The organism is Pararhodonellum marinum (assembly GCF_015354735.1).
Taxonomy (GTDB): Bacteria; Bacteroidota; Bacteroidia; order Cytophagales; family Cyclobacteriaceae; genus Pararhodonellum; species Pararhodonellum marinum.
Map to the genome: position 1 here is coordinate 294,324 of NZ_JACEFJ010000002.1, position 17,677 is coordinate 312,000.

Annotated in this window: 15 protein-coding genes; all 15 read left to right on the forward strand. The window is 39.4% G+C overall.

The annotated features are described in order from the left end of the window. Position 1: 1 nt before the first annotated feature. Positions 2–358, forward strand: a complete 357-nt coding sequence (locus tag H1A14_RS05060) for a carboxymuconolactone decarboxylase family protein (RefSeq protein ID WP_194775136.1) — start codon at positions 2–4, stop codon at positions 356–358. Further along, positions 351–713, forward strand: coding sequence for a hypothetical protein (locus H1A14_RS05065; protein WP_194775137.1), 363 nt, complete (start codon positions 351–353; stop codon positions 711–713). The genes H1A14_RS05060 and H1A14_RS05065 overlap by 8 nt, the downstream gene beginning before the upstream one ends. Before the next feature lie 51 nt (positions 714–764). After that, positions 765–1,529, forward strand: a complete 765-nt coding sequence (locus tag H1A14_RS05070) for an exodeoxyribonuclease III (protein ID WP_194775138.1) — start codon at positions 765–767, stop codon at positions 1,527–1,529. A 38-nt stretch (positions 1,530–1,567) separates the two neighbouring features. Next, positions 1,568–1,969 carry an ATP-binding protein gene (locus tag H1A14_RS05075; RefSeq protein ID WP_194775139.1) on the forward strand — a complete coding sequence of 134 codons (402 nt, stop codon included), beginning with the start codon at positions 1,568–1,570 and terminating at the stop codon, positions 1,967–1,969. Positions 1,970–1,974: 5 nt separating this feature from the next. After that, complete coding sequence (ybeY, locus tag H1A14_RS05080; protein ID WP_194775140.1) at positions 1,975–2,403, forward strand: rRNA maturation RNase YbeY; 429 nt, start codon at positions 1,975–1,977, stop codon at positions 2,401–2,403. 69 nt (positions 2,404–2,472) lie between these two features. Beyond that, positions 2,473–4,338, forward strand: coding sequence for a tRNA uridine-5-carboxymethylaminomethyl(34) synthesis enzyme MnmG (gene mnmG / locus H1A14_RS05085; RefSeq protein WP_194775523.1), 1,866 nt, complete (start codon positions 2,473–2,475; stop codon positions 4,336–4,338). Then, the gene (locus tag H1A14_RS05090; RefSeq protein ID WP_228527589.1) at positions 4,328–5,233 is read left to right on the forward strand and encodes a class I SAM-dependent methyltransferase; all 906 of its coding nucleotides are present in this window, start codon (positions 4,328–4,330) and stop codon (positions 5,231–5,233) included. Before mnmG ends, H1A14_RS05090 begins: the two co-directional genes overlap by 11 nt. Then, positions 5,230–7,002 carry an Ig-like domain-containing domain gene (locus H1A14_RS05095; protein WP_194775141.1) on the forward strand — a complete coding sequence of 591 codons (1,773 nt, stop codon included), beginning with the start codon at positions 5,230–5,232 and terminating at the stop codon, positions 7,000–7,002. The genes H1A14_RS05090 and H1A14_RS05095 overlap by 4 nt, the downstream gene beginning before the upstream one ends. 478 nt (positions 7,003–7,480) lie before the next feature. Then, positions 7,481–9,235: an AMP-dependent synthetase/ligase gene (locus H1A14_RS05100; RefSeq protein WP_194775142.1), complete on the forward strand. Its 1,755-nt coding sequence runs from the start codon at positions 7,481–7,483 to the stop codon at positions 9,233–9,235. Then, positions 9,232–9,945 (forward strand): hypothetical protein, encoded by a 714-nt coding sequence (locus H1A14_RS05105; RefSeq protein WP_194775143.1) that lies wholly within the window; start codon positions 9,232–9,234, stop codon positions 9,943–9,945. The genes H1A14_RS05100 and H1A14_RS05105 overlap by 4 nt, the downstream gene beginning before the upstream one ends. Before the next feature lie 217 nt (positions 9,946–10,162). Beyond that, on the forward strand, positions 10,163–10,624 hold the full coding sequence (locus H1A14_RS05110) for a MarR family winged helix-turn-helix transcriptional regulator (RefSeq protein WP_194775144.1): 462 nt from the start codon (positions 10,163–10,165) through the stop codon (positions 10,622–10,624). A gap of 23 nt (positions 10,625–10,647) precedes the next feature. After that, complete coding sequence (locus tag H1A14_RS05115; RefSeq protein ID WP_194775145.1) at positions 10,648–13,053, forward strand: 3-hydroxyacyl-CoA dehydrogenase/enoyl-CoA hydratase family protein; 2,406 nt, start codon at positions 10,648–10,650, stop codon at positions 13,051–13,053. 60 nt (positions 13,054–13,113) lie between these two features. After that, on the forward strand, positions 13,114–14,289 hold the full coding sequence (locus tag H1A14_RS05120) for an acetyl-CoA C-acyltransferase (protein WP_194775146.1): 1,176 nt from the start codon (positions 13,114–13,116) through the stop codon (positions 14,287–14,289). 39 nt (positions 14,290–14,328) lie between these two features. Beyond that, positions 14,329–16,125: an acyl-CoA dehydrogenase family protein gene (locus tag H1A14_RS05125; protein WP_194775147.1), complete on the forward strand. Its 1,797-nt coding sequence runs from the start codon at positions 14,329–14,331 to the stop codon at positions 16,123–16,125. Between the two features lie 104 nt (positions 16,126–16,229). Continuing rightward, positions 16,230–17,648 (forward strand): Glu/Leu/Phe/Val family dehydrogenase, encoded by a 1,419-nt coding sequence (locus H1A14_RS05130; protein WP_194775148.1) that lies wholly within the window; start codon positions 16,230–16,232, stop codon positions 17,646–17,648. Positions 17,649–17,677 lie beyond the last annotated feature (29 nt).

Here is a 17,677-nt window from a genome sequence, read left to right on the forward strand (position 1 = left end):
AATGAATTTAGTAGAAGAATTCAATGCCTATAGAAGCCAGATGAATGAAAAAATCATGGCTACAGACAATAAAGTAGTAAAGCGGTTCTTCAACTTGGACACCAATGCCTATGCAGCTGGGGCAGTAGATGTCAAGTCAAAAGAAATGATCGGATTGGCTTGTTCTATGGTGTTGAGATGTGATGATTGCGTGCGCTATCACCTGGGAAAGTGCCATGAGTTGGGTTTAAGTACCGAAGAAGTTTTTGAGGTATTTTCCCTTGCCACATTAATAGGTGGAAGCATTGTGATCCCCCACCTCCGTAGGGCCACGGAATATTGGGAAGAGCTAGAAAAGCAAATAGAAAGAAATGTTTAAGAAAGATCTAGATCTTGAAAAACGTTGGGGTAAGCTTCTGCTTGCCATTGAAGAGGTTATCGGCAAAAAGCCGGCAGACCTGAATGGGGTGATCTTTATCATAGGCGTTCAGGAGTTAGGTCAAGGGTTTAAAAATTTCTCCAAAGAACAAAAACAGGATTTAATGCATATTGGCATTTGCAAAGTCCTTAGTTTGGCAGGCTTTTATGAACTTGACTTTATTGATCAAGATGGGTGGCCCCATTGGAAATTGGTCAAGGAATTGCCTTTCTTTGATGTATTAGAACAGGAAAAATTACTTAAGATTCAGGTTTTGGATTATTTCGAACAAGAGTTTGAGGTGATCATCAAATGAGACAAATTCGGCGTCCCATAAAGGATTGATTGATAAGAATAAGAAATAAAAATGAAATTCATTACTTACAATGTTAACGGAATTAGAGCGGCACTAAACAGGGGTTTTGGAGAATGGTTGCTTCAAGAAAATCCCGATGTGATTGGTTTACAGGAGGTTAAAGCATCTGAAGCACAATTTGATACAAGCATTTTTGAGGATATGGGTTACCATATATATTGGTATCCAGCCATCAAAAAAGGGTATAGCGGTGTCGCAATTCTGAGTAAAATCAAAGCGAAGCATGTGGAATACGGCATGGGTCATTCGATGTATGACGACGAAGGTCGAATGATTAGAGTTGATTTTGATGGATTATCTTTCCTTTCGGCCTATTTTCCTTCCGGAACTACAGGAGACATCCGACAGGAATTTAAATACCGTTTTCTAGACGACATTTATGGATATACTCAGGATTTAATCAAAAAATTTCCTAATTTGATTTTAAGCGGAGATTACAACATTTGTCACAAAGCCATTGACATCCATAATCCGATTTCCAATAAAAACTCTTCTGGATTTCTTCCGGAGGAAAGGGCTTGGATGGATAAATTTACTCAGTCTGGATTCGATGACAGTTTCCGATTAATGAATCAGGAACCACATCAGTACACATGGTGGAGTTATCGGGCAAATGCAAGGGTCAAAAACCTGGGTTGGCGAATTGACTATCACATGACAAGTCTGCCCTTAAAAACCAGGGTAAAGGCGAGTACCATTTTACATGAAGCAAAACATTCGGACCATTGTCCCGTACTATTGGAATTAGATCATTAATTAAGAAAATTCTACCTAAAATATTTAATAAAAGCTGAATGAAATCCATAAAAATTTCTATCCCTTCAATGATTGAAAACATTAAAATCATTGAAAGCTTTATAGACAATGCCAAAGAAAAGTTTGACATCAATGATGACATTTACGGAAATATCATGATTTCGGTAACTGAGTGCGTCAGTAATGCGATCATCCATGGCAACCAAAACAAAGGAAACAAAAAGGTAGATTTAGAATTGAAGTTCCTGGAAAATCAGCTTCAATTTATTATTGAGGATGAAGGAGATGGATTCGACTTTGATGACCTCAATGATCCAACTGCTCCCGAAAATCTGGAGAATCCGGGAGGGAGAGGCATATTCATCATCAAACACCTTTGTGATGAAGTCAGCTTTGAAAATGAGGGGAAAAGAATTGTCCTAACTTTCTACATGAATTAATTGCAATGCCAATCCTTTTCTTTGAGGAAGACATCAAATACCAGCTTCCCCAAAAATTGAAAGTGAAAAAATGGTTGCGTGAAATTGCTGCAATTCATGGATTTTGGATTTCCAACTTAAACTTTATCTTTTGTTCAGATGAGTATCTCTATGAATTAAATCGGGATTACTTGGACCATGATACGTATACAGACATCATCACCTTCGATAATTCAGAAAATTCAAAAGTCATTGAAGGAGATGTTTTTATAAGTATTGATAGAGTAAAAGAAAATGCGCGAAATAGAAACGAGGTTTTTGAAAAAGAACTAAGAAGGGTGCTAAGCCATGGTGTCCTTCATCTTTGTGGTTTCAAAGATAAAACGCAGAAAGATTCGTTGAAAATGAGAGAAAAAGAAGATTTCGCTTTATCAGTTTTTGACAGCTTGAATTAAACTGTTCCACGTGGAACAGTGTTAAAAGACCAACTGATGTTCCACGTGGAACATCTCAATTATAAGGATATGTTTCCAGAGTACGATGTAATAGTAGTAGGGGCAGGACATGCCGGTTGTGAAGCAGCACATGCTGCTGCAAAAATGGGATCCAGTGTTTTATTATGTACCATGAACATGAACACCATTGCCCAAATGTCTTGCAATCCGGCAATGGGCGGCGTGGCCAAGGGTCAAATCGTGAGAGAAATTGACGCACTTGGTGGGTTGTCCGGGATCATTGCAGACAAGTCCATGATTCAATTTAGAATGTTAAATAGGTCTAAAGGCCCGGCAATGTGGTCTCCTAGGACCCAAAACGACAGGATGAAATTTGCTGAAGAGTGGCGGCTTGCATTGGAACAAACCTCAGGCGTAGATTTTTGGCAGGAAATGATTACAGGGCTATTGATAAAAGACCGCCGAGCGGTAGGAGTAAGGACTGGCATGGGTTTAGAGATCAATGCAAAATCAGTAGTCTTAACCAATGGCACTTTCCTTAATGGCATCATACACATCGGTGAAAAGCAATTGGGTGGGGGAAGAACAGGTGAGGCAGCTGCCAAGGGAATTACCGAACAGCTGGTTCAACTGGGTTTTGAATCCGGCCGGATGAAAACTGGTACTCCCCCAAGAGTCGATGGAAGGAGTTTGGATTACAGTAAAATGGAAGTCCAATATGGGGATGAAAACCCTGAAAAGTTCTCTTATACAGACCAAACCAGTCCATTAAAACACCAACACAACTGCTGGATCACTTATACCAACAAATCGGTTCATGAGACGCTGGAAACAGGTTTTGACAGATCTCCTATGTTCAATGGAAGGATACAGGGACTAGGACCAAGGTATTGTCCTTCCATAGAAGATAAAATCAATCGTTTTGCAGAACGGGATAGGCATCAGATATTTGTGGAGCCAGAAGGCTGGAATACTGTCGAGATGTATGTAAATGGTTTTTCTACCTCTCTTCCAGAAGATGTCCAATATGCCGCAATCAGGAAAATCGCCGGGTTTGAAAATGCAAAAATGTTTCGCCCAGGTTATGCGATCGAATATGATTATTTTCCGCCTACCCAGCTTAAATTGACCTTAGAAACACATTTAATAGAACATCTGTTTTTTGCAGGACAAATCAACGGAACTACCGGTTATGAGGAAGCCGCAGCTCAAGGTTTAATTGCGGGTATTAATGCCTCTCAAAAAGTACAGGAAAAAGATCCTTTCCTTTTGAAAAGATCCGAAGCCTACATCGGTGTCTTAGTGGATGATCTGATCAATAAAGGGACAGAGGAACCTTACAGAATGTTTACATCAAGGGCAGAATTCAGGCTTTTGCTGAGACAGGACAATGCGGACTTAAGACTAACCCGACTTGGGCATCAAGTTGGCTTAGCCGATGACATACGGCTAGAGAAAGTATTAGACAAACAATCCGAGACCAACGATTTGATTGAGAAATTGAAGCAAATGAAGCTGAGTCCTGAATCAATCAATAATGGTCTTGAAAATTTGGATACTGCTACAATTAAGGAGAAAATAAGTGTTGAAAAGTTGCTCAAAAGGCCCCATGTAGGAATTTTAGACTTAGTAACCATGGACAAAGATTTCAAAAGCTTTATCTCCCCTTTTTCAAAAGAAGTCATAGAGCAAGCAGAAATCACCATTAAATATGAGAGTTACATAGAAAAAGAAAAGATGATGGTAGATAAAATCAACAACATGGAAAACTTTAGAATTCCAAGTAAATTTGACTATCTCGCTATACCTGCGCTCTCTGCTGAAGGAAAACAAAAGCTTCATAAAGTCAAACCAGAAACTTTAGGACAGGCCTCTAGGATCAGCGGGGTTTCCCCTGCGGATTTATCCATTTTAACTGTATATCTTGGCCGTTAAAGACATGTACGAGAGGTTAAATAAATGCCCGCTATGCAAAAGCGGGCTTTTTCTTAATCATCAGATCATAAAAGACCATTCTATCAGTCAAGAATCGTTTGTGGTTTGTAAGTGCAATTCCTGTGGATTGCTTTTTACCAACCCAAGACCACATGCAGACCAAATCGATAAGTACTATGCTTCTGAAGATTATATCTCACATCAAGACAATACGAAGAACCTAATCCATTTGGTCTATAAAATTGTACGGCGGATTACGATTCGACAAAAAGTCACATTGATAAATAAATTGAAACCAAAAAAAGGCCGGTTATTGGATTATGGTGCAGGAACAGGATATTTTTTGAATGCAGCAATTAAGGAAGGCTGGAACGGAGTTGGCTATGAACCCAACTCAACCGCAGTGAAAATTGCAAAAGAGAATTTTGGCCTAACGTTTTTCAGTGATCTCAAAAGTGTAAAAGAAGAAAAGAAATTTGATGTAATCACTTTGTTTCATGTTCTCGAACATGTACATGAACTCAGAAAAACCATTAAACTGCTCCTAAATAAACTTAAATCCACAGGCATTATATGCGTGGCCCTGCCAAATACAGCTTCCTTGGATGCAGTTACCTACAATCAAACCTGGGCCGCCTGGGATGTACCTAGGCATTTATACCATTTTGATCAAAAATCCGTTGAATTTCTAGCCAAAGAATTTGATCTAAAAATAATTTCTAGAAAACCTATGCTATTCGATAGTTACTATGTTTCATGGCTTTCAGAAAATTTCCAAGAAAATAACCTATTCAAAAAAGCATTTACTGCTTTTCGAAATGGTTGGAATTCTAATAAAGCAGCCAAAGAGGACAAGAACTACAGCAGTATATTATATATTCTGAAGAAAAAATGAGATTTAATCACTTAGTTTATAGCGTTCTTGCTCTCTTGATTATATTAGCATGCGCCAGACAAAGTACACCATTGGGGGGCCCTCAGGACGAGGATCCACCGAGATTAATTTCATCAAACCCTGAGGATCAATCACTTAACGTATCACCGAGAGAAATTATTCTAGAATTCAGTGAATATATAAAAGTAGAAAATCCTAACAAGCAAATTATCATCACCCCAAAGCTGAACACAGATGAAATTGAATACGTCGCTCTTAAAAACAGATTGAACATCAAACTAAATCAAGAATTGGAGGATAGTACAACCTATGTTTTCAATTTTCAAACAAGCGTAAAAGATATTACCGAAAATAATCCAGCCGAAAATCTCAAATTGGTCTTTTCTACAGGCAATGAGATAGATAGCCTTAATTTTTCCGGAAAGGTACATTATCTTTTCCCCATCAAAGACAAACAAATAAAAAAGGTCTTGGTAGGTCTATACCAAGCCAATGATACCACCGATGTGGTAACCGCTCCACCGTACTATATAGCTCAGGCTGATACATCTGGAAACTTTGAAATAACGAATATCAAAGCAGGTAGATACCGTGCATATGCATGGTATGATGATAACAATTCCTTAAAGGCAGAACCCAAGACAGAACCATATGCCTTTATAGCAGATACCATTGATATGCAGGAAGACATTCGAGATGTAAGGTTAAATTTATTTAGGTCTGATATCACCCCGCTGGCCATTAACAGAAGCAGCTCTGTTCAGGGAAGCTACGACCTGGTTTTAAGCAAAGATCCAGTCGATGTACAGATCACCCATCCAGACTTTTTAAGTGATTTGTATTACAGAATCAAAGAAAAAAACATACGTCTATATCACAGAAAACTGGTCAATGATAGCACAGAAATCAGTTTAAGTATAAGAGATTCCGTGGGATTCAAAATAGATACTACTATTTATGCGGTATTCGAGGAAAGCACCCGTGCCAAAGAAAAACTTGAAGTTTCTGCCAATAGCGGCAAAAACTTTGTAAAAACCATAAGAGCTGAGCTTACATTTAATAAACCTATTTTACATATTAACTATGATTCCCTTTTGGTAAAATTTGATACAGCTTCAGTTATTCCCATAAGAGCTGAAAATGTTTCTTTTTTGGACAGCACCCGATTAAATGTACTGAGTGTTGCCATAACCGTTCCCGACACAGTCATTACTGAAATATTTACCGTTTATGCAGCTGATTCTACATTCACGGACGTGGAGGGTATGATGAATGAAAACAAATTGGAGGCTAATTATAAAAAGATAAAATCTGAAAACTTAGCGGATATGATAGAAGGCAGAATTCTTACAGATGAATTCCCTATACTAGTTCAACTGCTCAATAAAAAAGACGAATTAATGTATGAACAATACCTTAATGAAACCAATCAATACAGATTTAATGACATAGAAGCGGGTGATTATCAAATAAGAGCCATAATTGACCGGAATAAGAACAGGAAATGGGATACAGGAGACATCACAATCGGCAGGCAACCAGAGCCAATATACTATTTTAAAAACCCCGTAGACAGTACTCGTTTTTTAATGATAAGAGGGGGATGGGCCATGGAACAGATGGATGTCAAACCTATCAGAGAGTCAGGTATACCTGCCAAACCCCAAACGCCCATACCTACCTCAGAAGAAACAGAAATACAAGAACCAATTATTAGGGAAGAAACAGAAGAACAGGGTCAATCTGAAGAAGAAAATATTGAGAAATAAAATAAAAAATGTAGATAAGACCTAGATAATAAGTGGATAAGTATTCCTTAACATATGGATAACAGTTAAGTTTTCCCCATCCTGGATTGGTAACAAATCAATACATAATCAAATTGGTAATAACCACAGACTTATCCACTTGTATCCCCAATATTCCGAACAACAAATCATTCACAAATACTCAGGCTTCTCTTTTCAACAAACCAATATTTTTATCTGTAAACAATTTATTATCAACACATTAAATGTTAATAGACTGTGAATAAGAAGTGGAATAACCTAAGAAACCGTAATCATTTTGTGTGGGTAATTAAATACGGTTTATTTCTCCACAAATCCACAGCATAATAACTTTAATAGTTTCTTATTTTAAAATTCTTATAAAACTACATTTAATATAAGGTATTGTGGAAAACATCATTTTTGGTTAATTGCTAGAGTTTTGATATCTTAATCCACTCCAACAAATTAACCCAAAATGAATCCAACCAGACTCTTTGATTTAATTCCTTATCAGATCTCGAATTATGAAAAGGATGAAGCCCTAGCTCATAAAATCAATGGGAAATGGGAAACTTATTCTTCAAAGCAATTTAAAGATATTGTAGATACCTTAAGCCTTGCTTTTTTAGCAGACGGAATAAAAAAAGAAGATAAGGTAGCCATCATTTCAGATAATAGGCCTGAGTGGAATTTCGTGGATATGGCATTGCAGCAGATCGGGGCCCTTTCGGTTCCCATGTATCCAACTATTTCTTCCGATGATTACAAATATATCTTTACTCATGCTGAAGTCAAGAAAATTTTCGTTGGCAATCAGGAGATATTCGAAAAAGCAAAAGTGGCCACAGAAGATACTTTAATTCCCATAATCACCTTTGATTCTATCAATGGTGCCCAATATTGGAAGGATTATATAAAAAAAGGTGATTTAGCAAATTTGGCCGAATTGGAGCTGATTAAAGCAACGATTCAATCAGAGGATGTTTTCACTATCATTTATACATCAGGTACCACAGGTAGACCGAAAGGAGTGATGTTGACCCATAATAATGTTTTTTCTAATGTAGAGGCAGTGAAAGATAGGTTGGTTGTAGAATTGGGGAAATCTAAGGCTTTGAGCTTTTTGCCTCTCTGCCATATCTATGAAAGGACCGGATCTTTCTGTTTTATTTACATGGGCATATCAATTTATTATGCAGAGAGCATGGAAACAATAGGGGAAAATCTTAAGGAGATTCAGCCTCAACTTTTTAATACCGTACCCAGATTGCTAGAGAAAGTATATGATAAAATTGTTGCCAAAGGCTATGAACTTGATGGGATAAAGAAAAGCCTTTTCTTTTGGGCTTTAAACTTAGGACTAAAATATGAACCAAATAAAGACCAAGGTTTTTGGTATACTTTTCAGCTAAAGTTGGCCAATAAAATCATTTTCAGCAAATGGCGTGAAGCGCTTGGAGGAAATATCAAACAAATTAATTCCGGAGCTTCTGCATTACAACCGAGACTGGCTAGGGTTTTTTGGGCAGCACAGATTCAGGTCTGTGAAGGTTATGGGCTTACAGAGACTTCCCCAGTGGTGTCCGCATCAGTAGGTAACCATGAAGAAATCAGAATAGGATACGTAGGAAAATTAGTGAAAGATGTTGAGGTAAAGATTGCGGATGACGGAGAAATTCTGGTAAAAGGTCCTAATGTGATGAAGGGATATTACAAAGAACCTGAAATGACGGCTGATGTCATAAAAAACGGGTGGTTCCATACTGGGGATATTGGTGAATTGGTAGAGGGTAATTATCTTAAAATTACAGATAGAAAAAAAGAGATGTTCAAGACATCTGGAGGGAAGTATATTGCGCCTCAACCTATGGAGAATAAATTTAAAGAATCTGTTCTAATAGAACAGATTCTGGTATTGGGCGAAAACAAAAATTATCCATCAGCATTGATTGTACCTAGTTTTGACGGCTTAAAGGATTATTGCAAAAGAAAAGACATTCCTTTTACGGACAATATTGAGATGATCAGAAAGCATGAAATCCTTGATAAATATCAGGAAGAAATCGATCATTTCAATAAATATTTTGGAAAATGGGAACAGATAAAAAAATTCACTTTACTTTCCGAACCTTGGAGTGTGGAAACCGATGAATTGACTCCTACCATGAAACTGAAAAGGAAAGTTATTCACAAAAAATTTGAAAAAGAGATAGCTGCACTTTATCAATGAAATGGATATTTATACCTGTCCTATTTTTACTGTTGTCAGCCTATTCTTATGCACAGGAAGGACTGATTTTTCAAGAAAGAAAGTTTAGAGGGCAGGATTTATATTTTGGATTTGGTCTTGATTATTTAGCTAATCGATCATTTTCTGACGGGTTGGAATCAATGGGTTATACCCGAATTCCAACGTCTAATCTGGGGGTGGGCTTTGGGTTCTCTAATATCATTGAATCATGGCGAATTGTGCTTATGGAAGTACAGATTACCAATGTAAGAAGGAATTTTGAAGACAATCCGGATTTAAACAGTTCATTTGCAGTAACAGGTTTCAAAATAGGGGCCAATTATAACATCATGCCTGAAAGTTCACTCTTGCGGGTAGAGCCAGGAATGGGAATTTTCTATATTCTGGGGGATTATCGGTTGCGAAATGCCCAGGATTTAGGAGATTTTGATCAGATACTCAATACGCCTCCCCAATTTAACGAACTTATTTTAAGGCAAAATAATTACGGGTTGAACGTGAATGTTTTGATCAATGACATCAATGAAAGCATAGAGGCCGGACGCTTAAAAAATACCTTCAGTCTGGAGCTTGGGACAAATATAGTGGTATTAAAGAGCAGGCTTAGACCGCGACTCACCAATGCACCTGATATGAATCTAGGATCTTTTTATTTCAAAGTTCGCTACGGTTTCTTTGTAAGAAATTAGAGTTGAAATTTTTAAAAACTTATTCGGAATTCGGGCCAAATTCCGAATTTTCCATTAAAATATTTAAAATTTTAATTATTAATACAAATAATATTTTGATAATTGATTAATTCAACAAAATTAATTTCTTATGCATGCATAACTTTTTTAAGAAATAGTATGCATGCATACAATATTTTTTGTAAATTGGACATTATAAGAGTGGGACCTGAGGATTATGAAAAGAGAGGAAACAGTTGATTATCACATTAAAAGTGCCTGGCATGCCATATCCAGGATGTATAACCAAAAAGCGGTACAGGAAGATTTCACTACTTCGATAGGATTTGTGCTCATCAATATCAACTCAAAGGAAGGTACTCCCGCCACGAAGATTGCTCCATTGATGGGATTGGAAGCGAGGAGCTTGACCCGCATGCTTAAAACCATGGAAGAGAAAGGCCTGATAGAAAGGAAGCCTGATCCAATAGACAAAAGATCGGTTCGTATTTTTCTTACAGAAGAAGGAAAACAAAAAAAGGAAATATCGGTCAAGACCATCAAAGATTTCAATCAAATGGTGAGGGAAGTAGTTGAAGAGGAGGAATTGACGGTTTTCTTCAAAGTTTTTGAGAAAATCAACAAAATCATCGAACAGATACATTCAGAAGCGTTAAATCCAGAAACCATATACGAGTAATACCCAATTGAAACCAACATATTATGAAAAGAGCCATCCAAAAAATTGCAGTCCTAGGTTCAGGAGTAATGGGATCCAGAATAGCCTGTCACTTTGCCAACATCGGGGTGAAGGTATTGTTAATGGACATCATTCCAAAAGAACTCAATGACCAAGAGAAGAAAAAGGGACTCACCCTAGAGGACAAATCGGTGAGGAACAGAATTGTAGATGAATCCTTGGCCACAGCTGTAAAATCAAAACCATCTCCCCTTTATGACAGCAGTTTTGTATCCAGAATATCTACAGGGAATTTTGAAGATGATCTACCTAAGATCTCGGAGGTAGATTGGATCATTGAGGTGATCATAGAACGCCTTGATATTAAGCAATCCCTTTTTGAAAAAGTGGAAAAACACAGAAAATCCGGGACACTTATCACTTCCAACACTTCCGGAATTCCAATGCACATGATGTGTGAAGGCAGGTCGGAAGATTTTCAAAGGAATTTTGCAGGAACCCACTTTTTTAATCCACCAAGGTACTTGAGGTTACTTGAGATCATTCCAGGACCCAAAACAGACCCTGCACTTATAGAATTTCTAATGGATTACGGCGACCGGTTTCTTGGTAAAGAAACAGTCCTTTGTAAAGATACCCCAGCATTTATAGCCAATAGGATCGGTGTTTACTCCATCATTTCAGGCATGCACATGATCGAAAAAATGGGCATGGGCGTATCTGAGGTAGATAAATTGACAGGAACAGTCATTGGCCGTGCCAAATCAGCGACCTTCAGAACCATGGATGTGGTAGGGCTTGATACGACCGTCAATGTAGCCAACAACCTCCATAAAGCACTCGAACATGATGAATCAAGAGACAAATTTAAATTACCCAAAATTGTTCAGGTTTTGTATGACAACAAATGGTTTGGAGACAAAACCGGACAGGGTTATTTTAAGATGATCCGTCATAAAGACGGAAGCAAAGAACTAAAAGAAATTGATTTTGAAACTTTCGAATATAAAGATGTAGAAAAGCCAAAATTCAAGGCTTTGGAGGCCTCCAAGGAGATCGATGATCTAAAAAAACGGATCAAATTCCTGGTCAACTTTGATGATAAAGCAGGTGAATTCTACCGCGCATCCTTTTATGACTTGTTCAAATACTGTTCCCATCGCATACCAGAAATAGCCGATGAACTGTATAGAATTGATCAGGCAGTTTGTGCAGGTTTTGGCTGGGAGTACGGACCTTTTGAAAATTGGGATATTCTTGGAGTAAAAGAAACCGTCGAAAAAATGGAAGCAGCTGGTGAAAAAGCAGCTTCATGGGTGCATGAAATGCTAGTTGCAGGACATGAGTCATTTTACAAAGTAGAGGGAGGCAAGAAAAAATATTATGATATTCCCTCTAAGACTTACCAAGATATTCCAGGAACAGAAGAGTTTATCATATTGGATACACTCAAGGCAGCAGGAAAGAAAATCTGGGGCAATGCAGGAACCACCATTTATGATCTGGGAGATGAAGTCATCGGTTTGGAATTCCATACAAAAATGAATTCTCTGGGTGCCGAAGTCAACGAAGGGCTCAATACTGCCATTTCAATGGCTGAAAAGGAATACAAAGGTTTGGTTATCGGAAATGAAGGGCAAAATTTTTCGGCTGGTGCAAACCTGGCCATGCTATTTATGTATGCCGGGGATCAGGAGTTTGATGAGATAAACTTAATGATCGCACAATTCCAAAAAACCATGATGCGGGTGAGGTATTCTTCTATCCCTGTGGTAGTAGCTCCCCACAACATGGCTTTGGGTGGGGGATGTGAAATGTCTCTTCACGGAGATGCTGTTCAGGCCCATGCGGAATTATACATGGGATTGGTTGAATTTGGAGTCGGACTAATTCCGGCAGGCGGAGGTACCAAAGAAATGACCCTTCGCTGGTCAAACCAACTGAAAGAGGGGGATGTGGAGTTGAACAGATTGCAGGAATATTTCATGAACATCGCTACGGCCAAAGTATCCACTTCAGCTGAAGAAGCAAGAGGTCTTGGATATTTACAAGCAAAAGACGGCATCACGCTCAATCGAAAACGACAATTGGCAGACGCAAAAGCGAAAGTATTGGAATTATATGAAGCAGGTTATACCCAACCCGTAGAACAAACCAATATAAAAGTGGTAGGAAAAACCTCTCTGGCCTTATTTGAAGCAGGGATTACTGGAATGCAGTACGGAGCTTACATCTCTGACCATGATGCCAAGATAGCCCGGAAGCTTGCATGGGTAATGTCAGGGGGAGATCTCTCATCACCTACAGAGGTGAGTGAGCAGTACCTTTTGGAATTGGAACGGGAAGCTTTTCTTAGTTTAACAGGAGAACAAAAGACCTTGGAAAGGATCCATAGCATTTTATTCAAAGGAAAACCGCTGAGAAACTAAGAGAATTTCTTGTCTAATTCAACCCAATACTATCCAACTTAACCGTAAAAAAACAAGCAAATGGAAGCATATATTGTAACAGGATATAGGACTGCAGTTGGCAAAGCCAAAAAAGGAGGATTTAGGTTTTACAGACCTGATGACCTTGCCGCTGATGTAATCAAACACATACTGGCCAAAACCCCAGGGTTAGATCCCAAAAGGGTGGATGACCTAATCGTGGGCAATGCCGTGCCCGAAGCAGAACAGGGCATGCAGATGGGAAGAATGATTTCTCTTCTGGCCCTAGGACAAGAAGTTCCGGGATTTATCGTCAACAGATATTGTGGCTCTGGTTTAGAAGCCATTGCTTTGGCAGTAGGTAAAATCAAAGCAGGAATGGCCGATTGTATCATTGCCGGAGGAACTGAATCTATGTCCATGGTGCCTATGATGGGTTATAAAACTGCATTGAACTGGAAAATAGCCTCGGAAACACCGGATTATTACCTCAGCATGGGATTGACTGCCGAAGAATTGGCTAAGGATTATGACATCAGTAGAGAAGATTCTGATGCCTTTTCTGTGAAATCCCACGAGAAAGCTTTGGAGGCCATCAAGTCAGGAAGATTCAAAGAAGACATTGTTCCTATTAATGTCGAGGAGACTTATTTGGATGAAAAAGGCAAACGCAAAACAAGGACATTCACAATTGATACAGATGAAGGCCCAAGAGCAGGTACCAGTATGGAAGCTCTGGCCAACCTAAAGCCGGCGTTCAAAAACGGGGGCCAAGTAACTGCTGGCAACTCATCCCAGACTTCTGATGGGGCAGCTTTTGCGCTCGTGATGTCTGAGAGGATGGTTAAAGAACTTAATCTGGAGCCAGTAGCTCGCCTCCTATCTTATGCCGTAGCAGGTGTAGAGCCCAGGATCATGGGCATAGGTCCAAAAGAAGCCGTTCCAAAATCCCTCAAACAAGCTGGGCTGCAATTAAAGGACATAGATCTGATTGAACTCAATGAGGCATTCGCCGCACAGGCCCTAGCGGTAATCAAATCCCTTGACCTGAATCCGGAAATTGTCAATGTAAATGGCGGGGCAGTAGCATTGGGTCACCCATTGGGCTGCACAGGAGCCAAGCTGTCTGTACAGGTTCTCAATGAGTTGAGAAAAAGGAAAGGAAAGTACGGAATGGTAACCGCTTGTGTAGGTGGAGGTCAAGGTGTTTCAGGCATCTATGAATTGTTAAAATGATCTTTTTCCGTCGTATAAATAGTTAGAAAATCAATTGAAATGGAAACCATAAAAAAATCAAGTACAGGAGGTGAGTTTTTAGTTAAGGAAACGGACTCCAAAGAAGTCTTTATTTTCGAAGAATTCAGTGAAGAACAACGCATGATGGCGCAAGCCTGTCAGGATTTTATCGATACCGAGATCAATCCTCACTTAGAGGAAATAGATTCTATGAAAAATCCGGACCTGGTCCCTCAGATTTTAAAAAAAGCAGGGGAATTGGGCCTATTGGGTGTGGCTGTTCCAGAAGAGTATGGAGGACTGGGCATGAGCTTCAATACCTCTATGTTAATTGCAGACATCATCGGCGGAGTGGGATCGTTTTCCACCACGTATGGTGCCCATACCGGAATCGGTACTTTACCCATCCTGTATTATGGCACGGAAGAGCAAAAAAAGAAGTATCTGCCTCTCTTGGCTACAGGTCAATGGGCCGCATGCTATTGCCTTACTGAGCCTGATGCAGGTTCCGATGCCAACAGTGGAAAAACCAAGGCGCTGTTGTCAGAAGACGGGAAACATTATCTGTTGAATGGTCAGAAGATGTGGATTTCCAATGCAGGGTTTGCAGACCTTTTCATTGTTTTTGCAAAAGTGGATGATGACAAAAACCTTTCTGCCTTTATCGTGGAAAAAGAATTTGGTGGCATCACCATGAATGAGGAAGAGAAAAAAATGGGAATCAAAGGCTCCTCAACCCGTCAGGTTTTCTTCAATGACTGTAAAGTTCCCGTTGAAAACATGCTTTCTGACAGGGGAAATGGCTTTAAAATAGCCGTAAATATCCTAAACATTGGAAGGATCAAACTAGGGGCTGGTGTTTTGGGAGGATGTAGAACCGTCATATCCCAGTGTATTCAGTATTCCACCGAACGCAAGCAATTTGGAGTTGCCATCAATACCTTTGGTGCCATCAAGAGCAAATTGGCTGAAATGGCTGTAAAGGCCTATGTATGTGAATCTCTGTGCTATCGGGCTGGGCAAGATGTAGAGGACCGAATCAATGACCTGATCGCCCAGGGAATGGAAGACTCCGAAGCCAAACTCAAAGGGGTGGAGCACTTTGCCATAGAATGTGCCATTGCCAAAATCCACGGATCTGAAATCCTCGATTATGTGGTGGATCAAGGCGTTCAGATTTATGGGGGGATGGGCTATTCTGCAGATGCACCCATGGAGCGAGCGTATCGGGATGCAAGGATCACCAGAATATATGAAGGTACCAATGAAATCAACCGCATGTTGATGGTGGGCATGTTGCTCAAAAAAGCCATGAAAGGTGAGGTGAACATCTTTGATCCGGCCATGGCTGTTTCCAAGGAATTGACTTCTGTACCTTCATTTGAATCCATCGATACTTCAGAACTATTTGCCTCAGAAAAAGAGGTAATCAAAAGACTCAAAAAAGTATTCCTGATGGTGGGGGGTAAGGCCGCCATGACGCTTCAGGCCAAAATAGACAGTGAACAGGAAATCATGATGAACCTGGCCGATGTGATGATTGAAATCTATGCTGCTGAATCCGCTATATTGAGGACTGAAAAACTGGTAGGAATGAGAGGTGATGAAGCCTGTAAACACCAAATAGCCATGTGCCAGATCTACCTGACAGAAGCAGTAGATAAAATAACAGCAGCAGCTAAAGAAGCCATTGGAAGCTTTACTTCAGGAGATGAACAGAAGGTGATGCTGATGGGATTGAAAAGATTTACCAAGGTGGATTTGTTCAATACCAAGGAGTTGAGAAGAGAAATAGCTGACCATATGATCGATCGCGGAAGATATCCGTTTTCATAAAACCCAAATAGATTCGTTAGAGGAAAACCAACCTAATTCTAGGTTGGTTTTTTATTTTATCCTTATAATTTTTTGTATATTTCCTGAAAACCAAAAAAATTTTTATGTCAACACACGATAATTATAGCTTATTTGATGATGTCTGCAAATTTGTGGATGAGGCCGCTAAGCACATGGATTTGGATCCAAGCCTAGTGGAGCAGATTAAGTTTTGTAACAGCATTTACAAATTTTATTTTCCGCTTAAAAATGGAGACGGTACTTACGAAACCCTAGAAGGTTACAGGGTGCAGCATTCCCATCACAAACTTCCTGTTAAAGGTGGAATACGTTACAGTAGTTTGGTAAATGAAGATGAGGTAAAAGGATTGGCAGCTTTGATGACTTACAAATGTGCATTGGTCAACATTCCTTATGGTGGGGCAAAAGGTGGGATCAAAATAGATCCAACCAAGTACAATGTAGATCAGCTTGAGCGAATTACCCGAAGATACACCTCAGAATTGATCAAAAAAAAGTTTATTGGTCCAGCTTTGGATGTACCTGCACCAGATTATGGAACCAGTTCTAGAGAGATGGCTTGGATAGTAGATACCTATGAGGCTTTCAACCCGGATTCCATCAATGCCAAAGGTTGTGTGACCGGTAAGCCCCTTTCCCAGCATGGAATAGATGGCCGGACAGAAGCCACTGGTATGGGGGTTTTCATTGGTATCAGAGAGGCTGTAAGTGTCAAGGAAGACATGGATGAGCTAGGCTTGACCACTGGTATATCTGGAAAATCCGTCATCATCCAAGGTCTTGGTAATGTCGGGTTTCATACGGGTAAGTATCTTCAGGAAGCAGGCGCCAAAGTCATTGGCATAGCAGAATGGAATGGTGGCATTTATGATGAGGATGGAATAGATGTAGAGACCATCAAGGCCTACCAAATAAAAAACAAGGGTTTCAAAGGATACAGTAAAGGGAAATTCATTGAAAACGCTGGAGATTTACTGACCTATCAATGCGATATTTTGGTGCCTGCAGCTTTGGAAAACCAAATTACCGGACAAAATGCAGAAATGATCAAGGCAAAAATCATAGCCGAAGCTGCCAACGGTCCAGTTACTCAAGAAGCTGAACAGATTTTGTTAAAAAAGAATGTTTTGATACTTCCAGATATGTACCTGAATGCAGGAGGTGTTACAGTTTCTTATTTTGAGTGGCTCAAAAACCTATCCAGGGTATCTTTTGGAAAGCTGGAAAAGAGGTATGACATGAAAAAATATGAAACTTTATTGGAAAGCATAGAAAACACCACTGGTGATAGTTTTTCGGACGATCAAAAGCATGCCATTGCCAAAGGAGCAAGCGAAAGAGATTTGGTGATTTCAGGTCTGGAAGAAACCATGGTAACTGCTTATCACAGCATGAATGAGAAGCGGAAAGAAAAGAAAATCAAAAGCCTTCGTACAGCAGGCTTTATTCTGGCACTGGAAAGAATCGCAGTGAGCTACATGGATCTGGGTATATTTCCCTAAAAATTCATTTTGGAAAGAAATGTCCGACT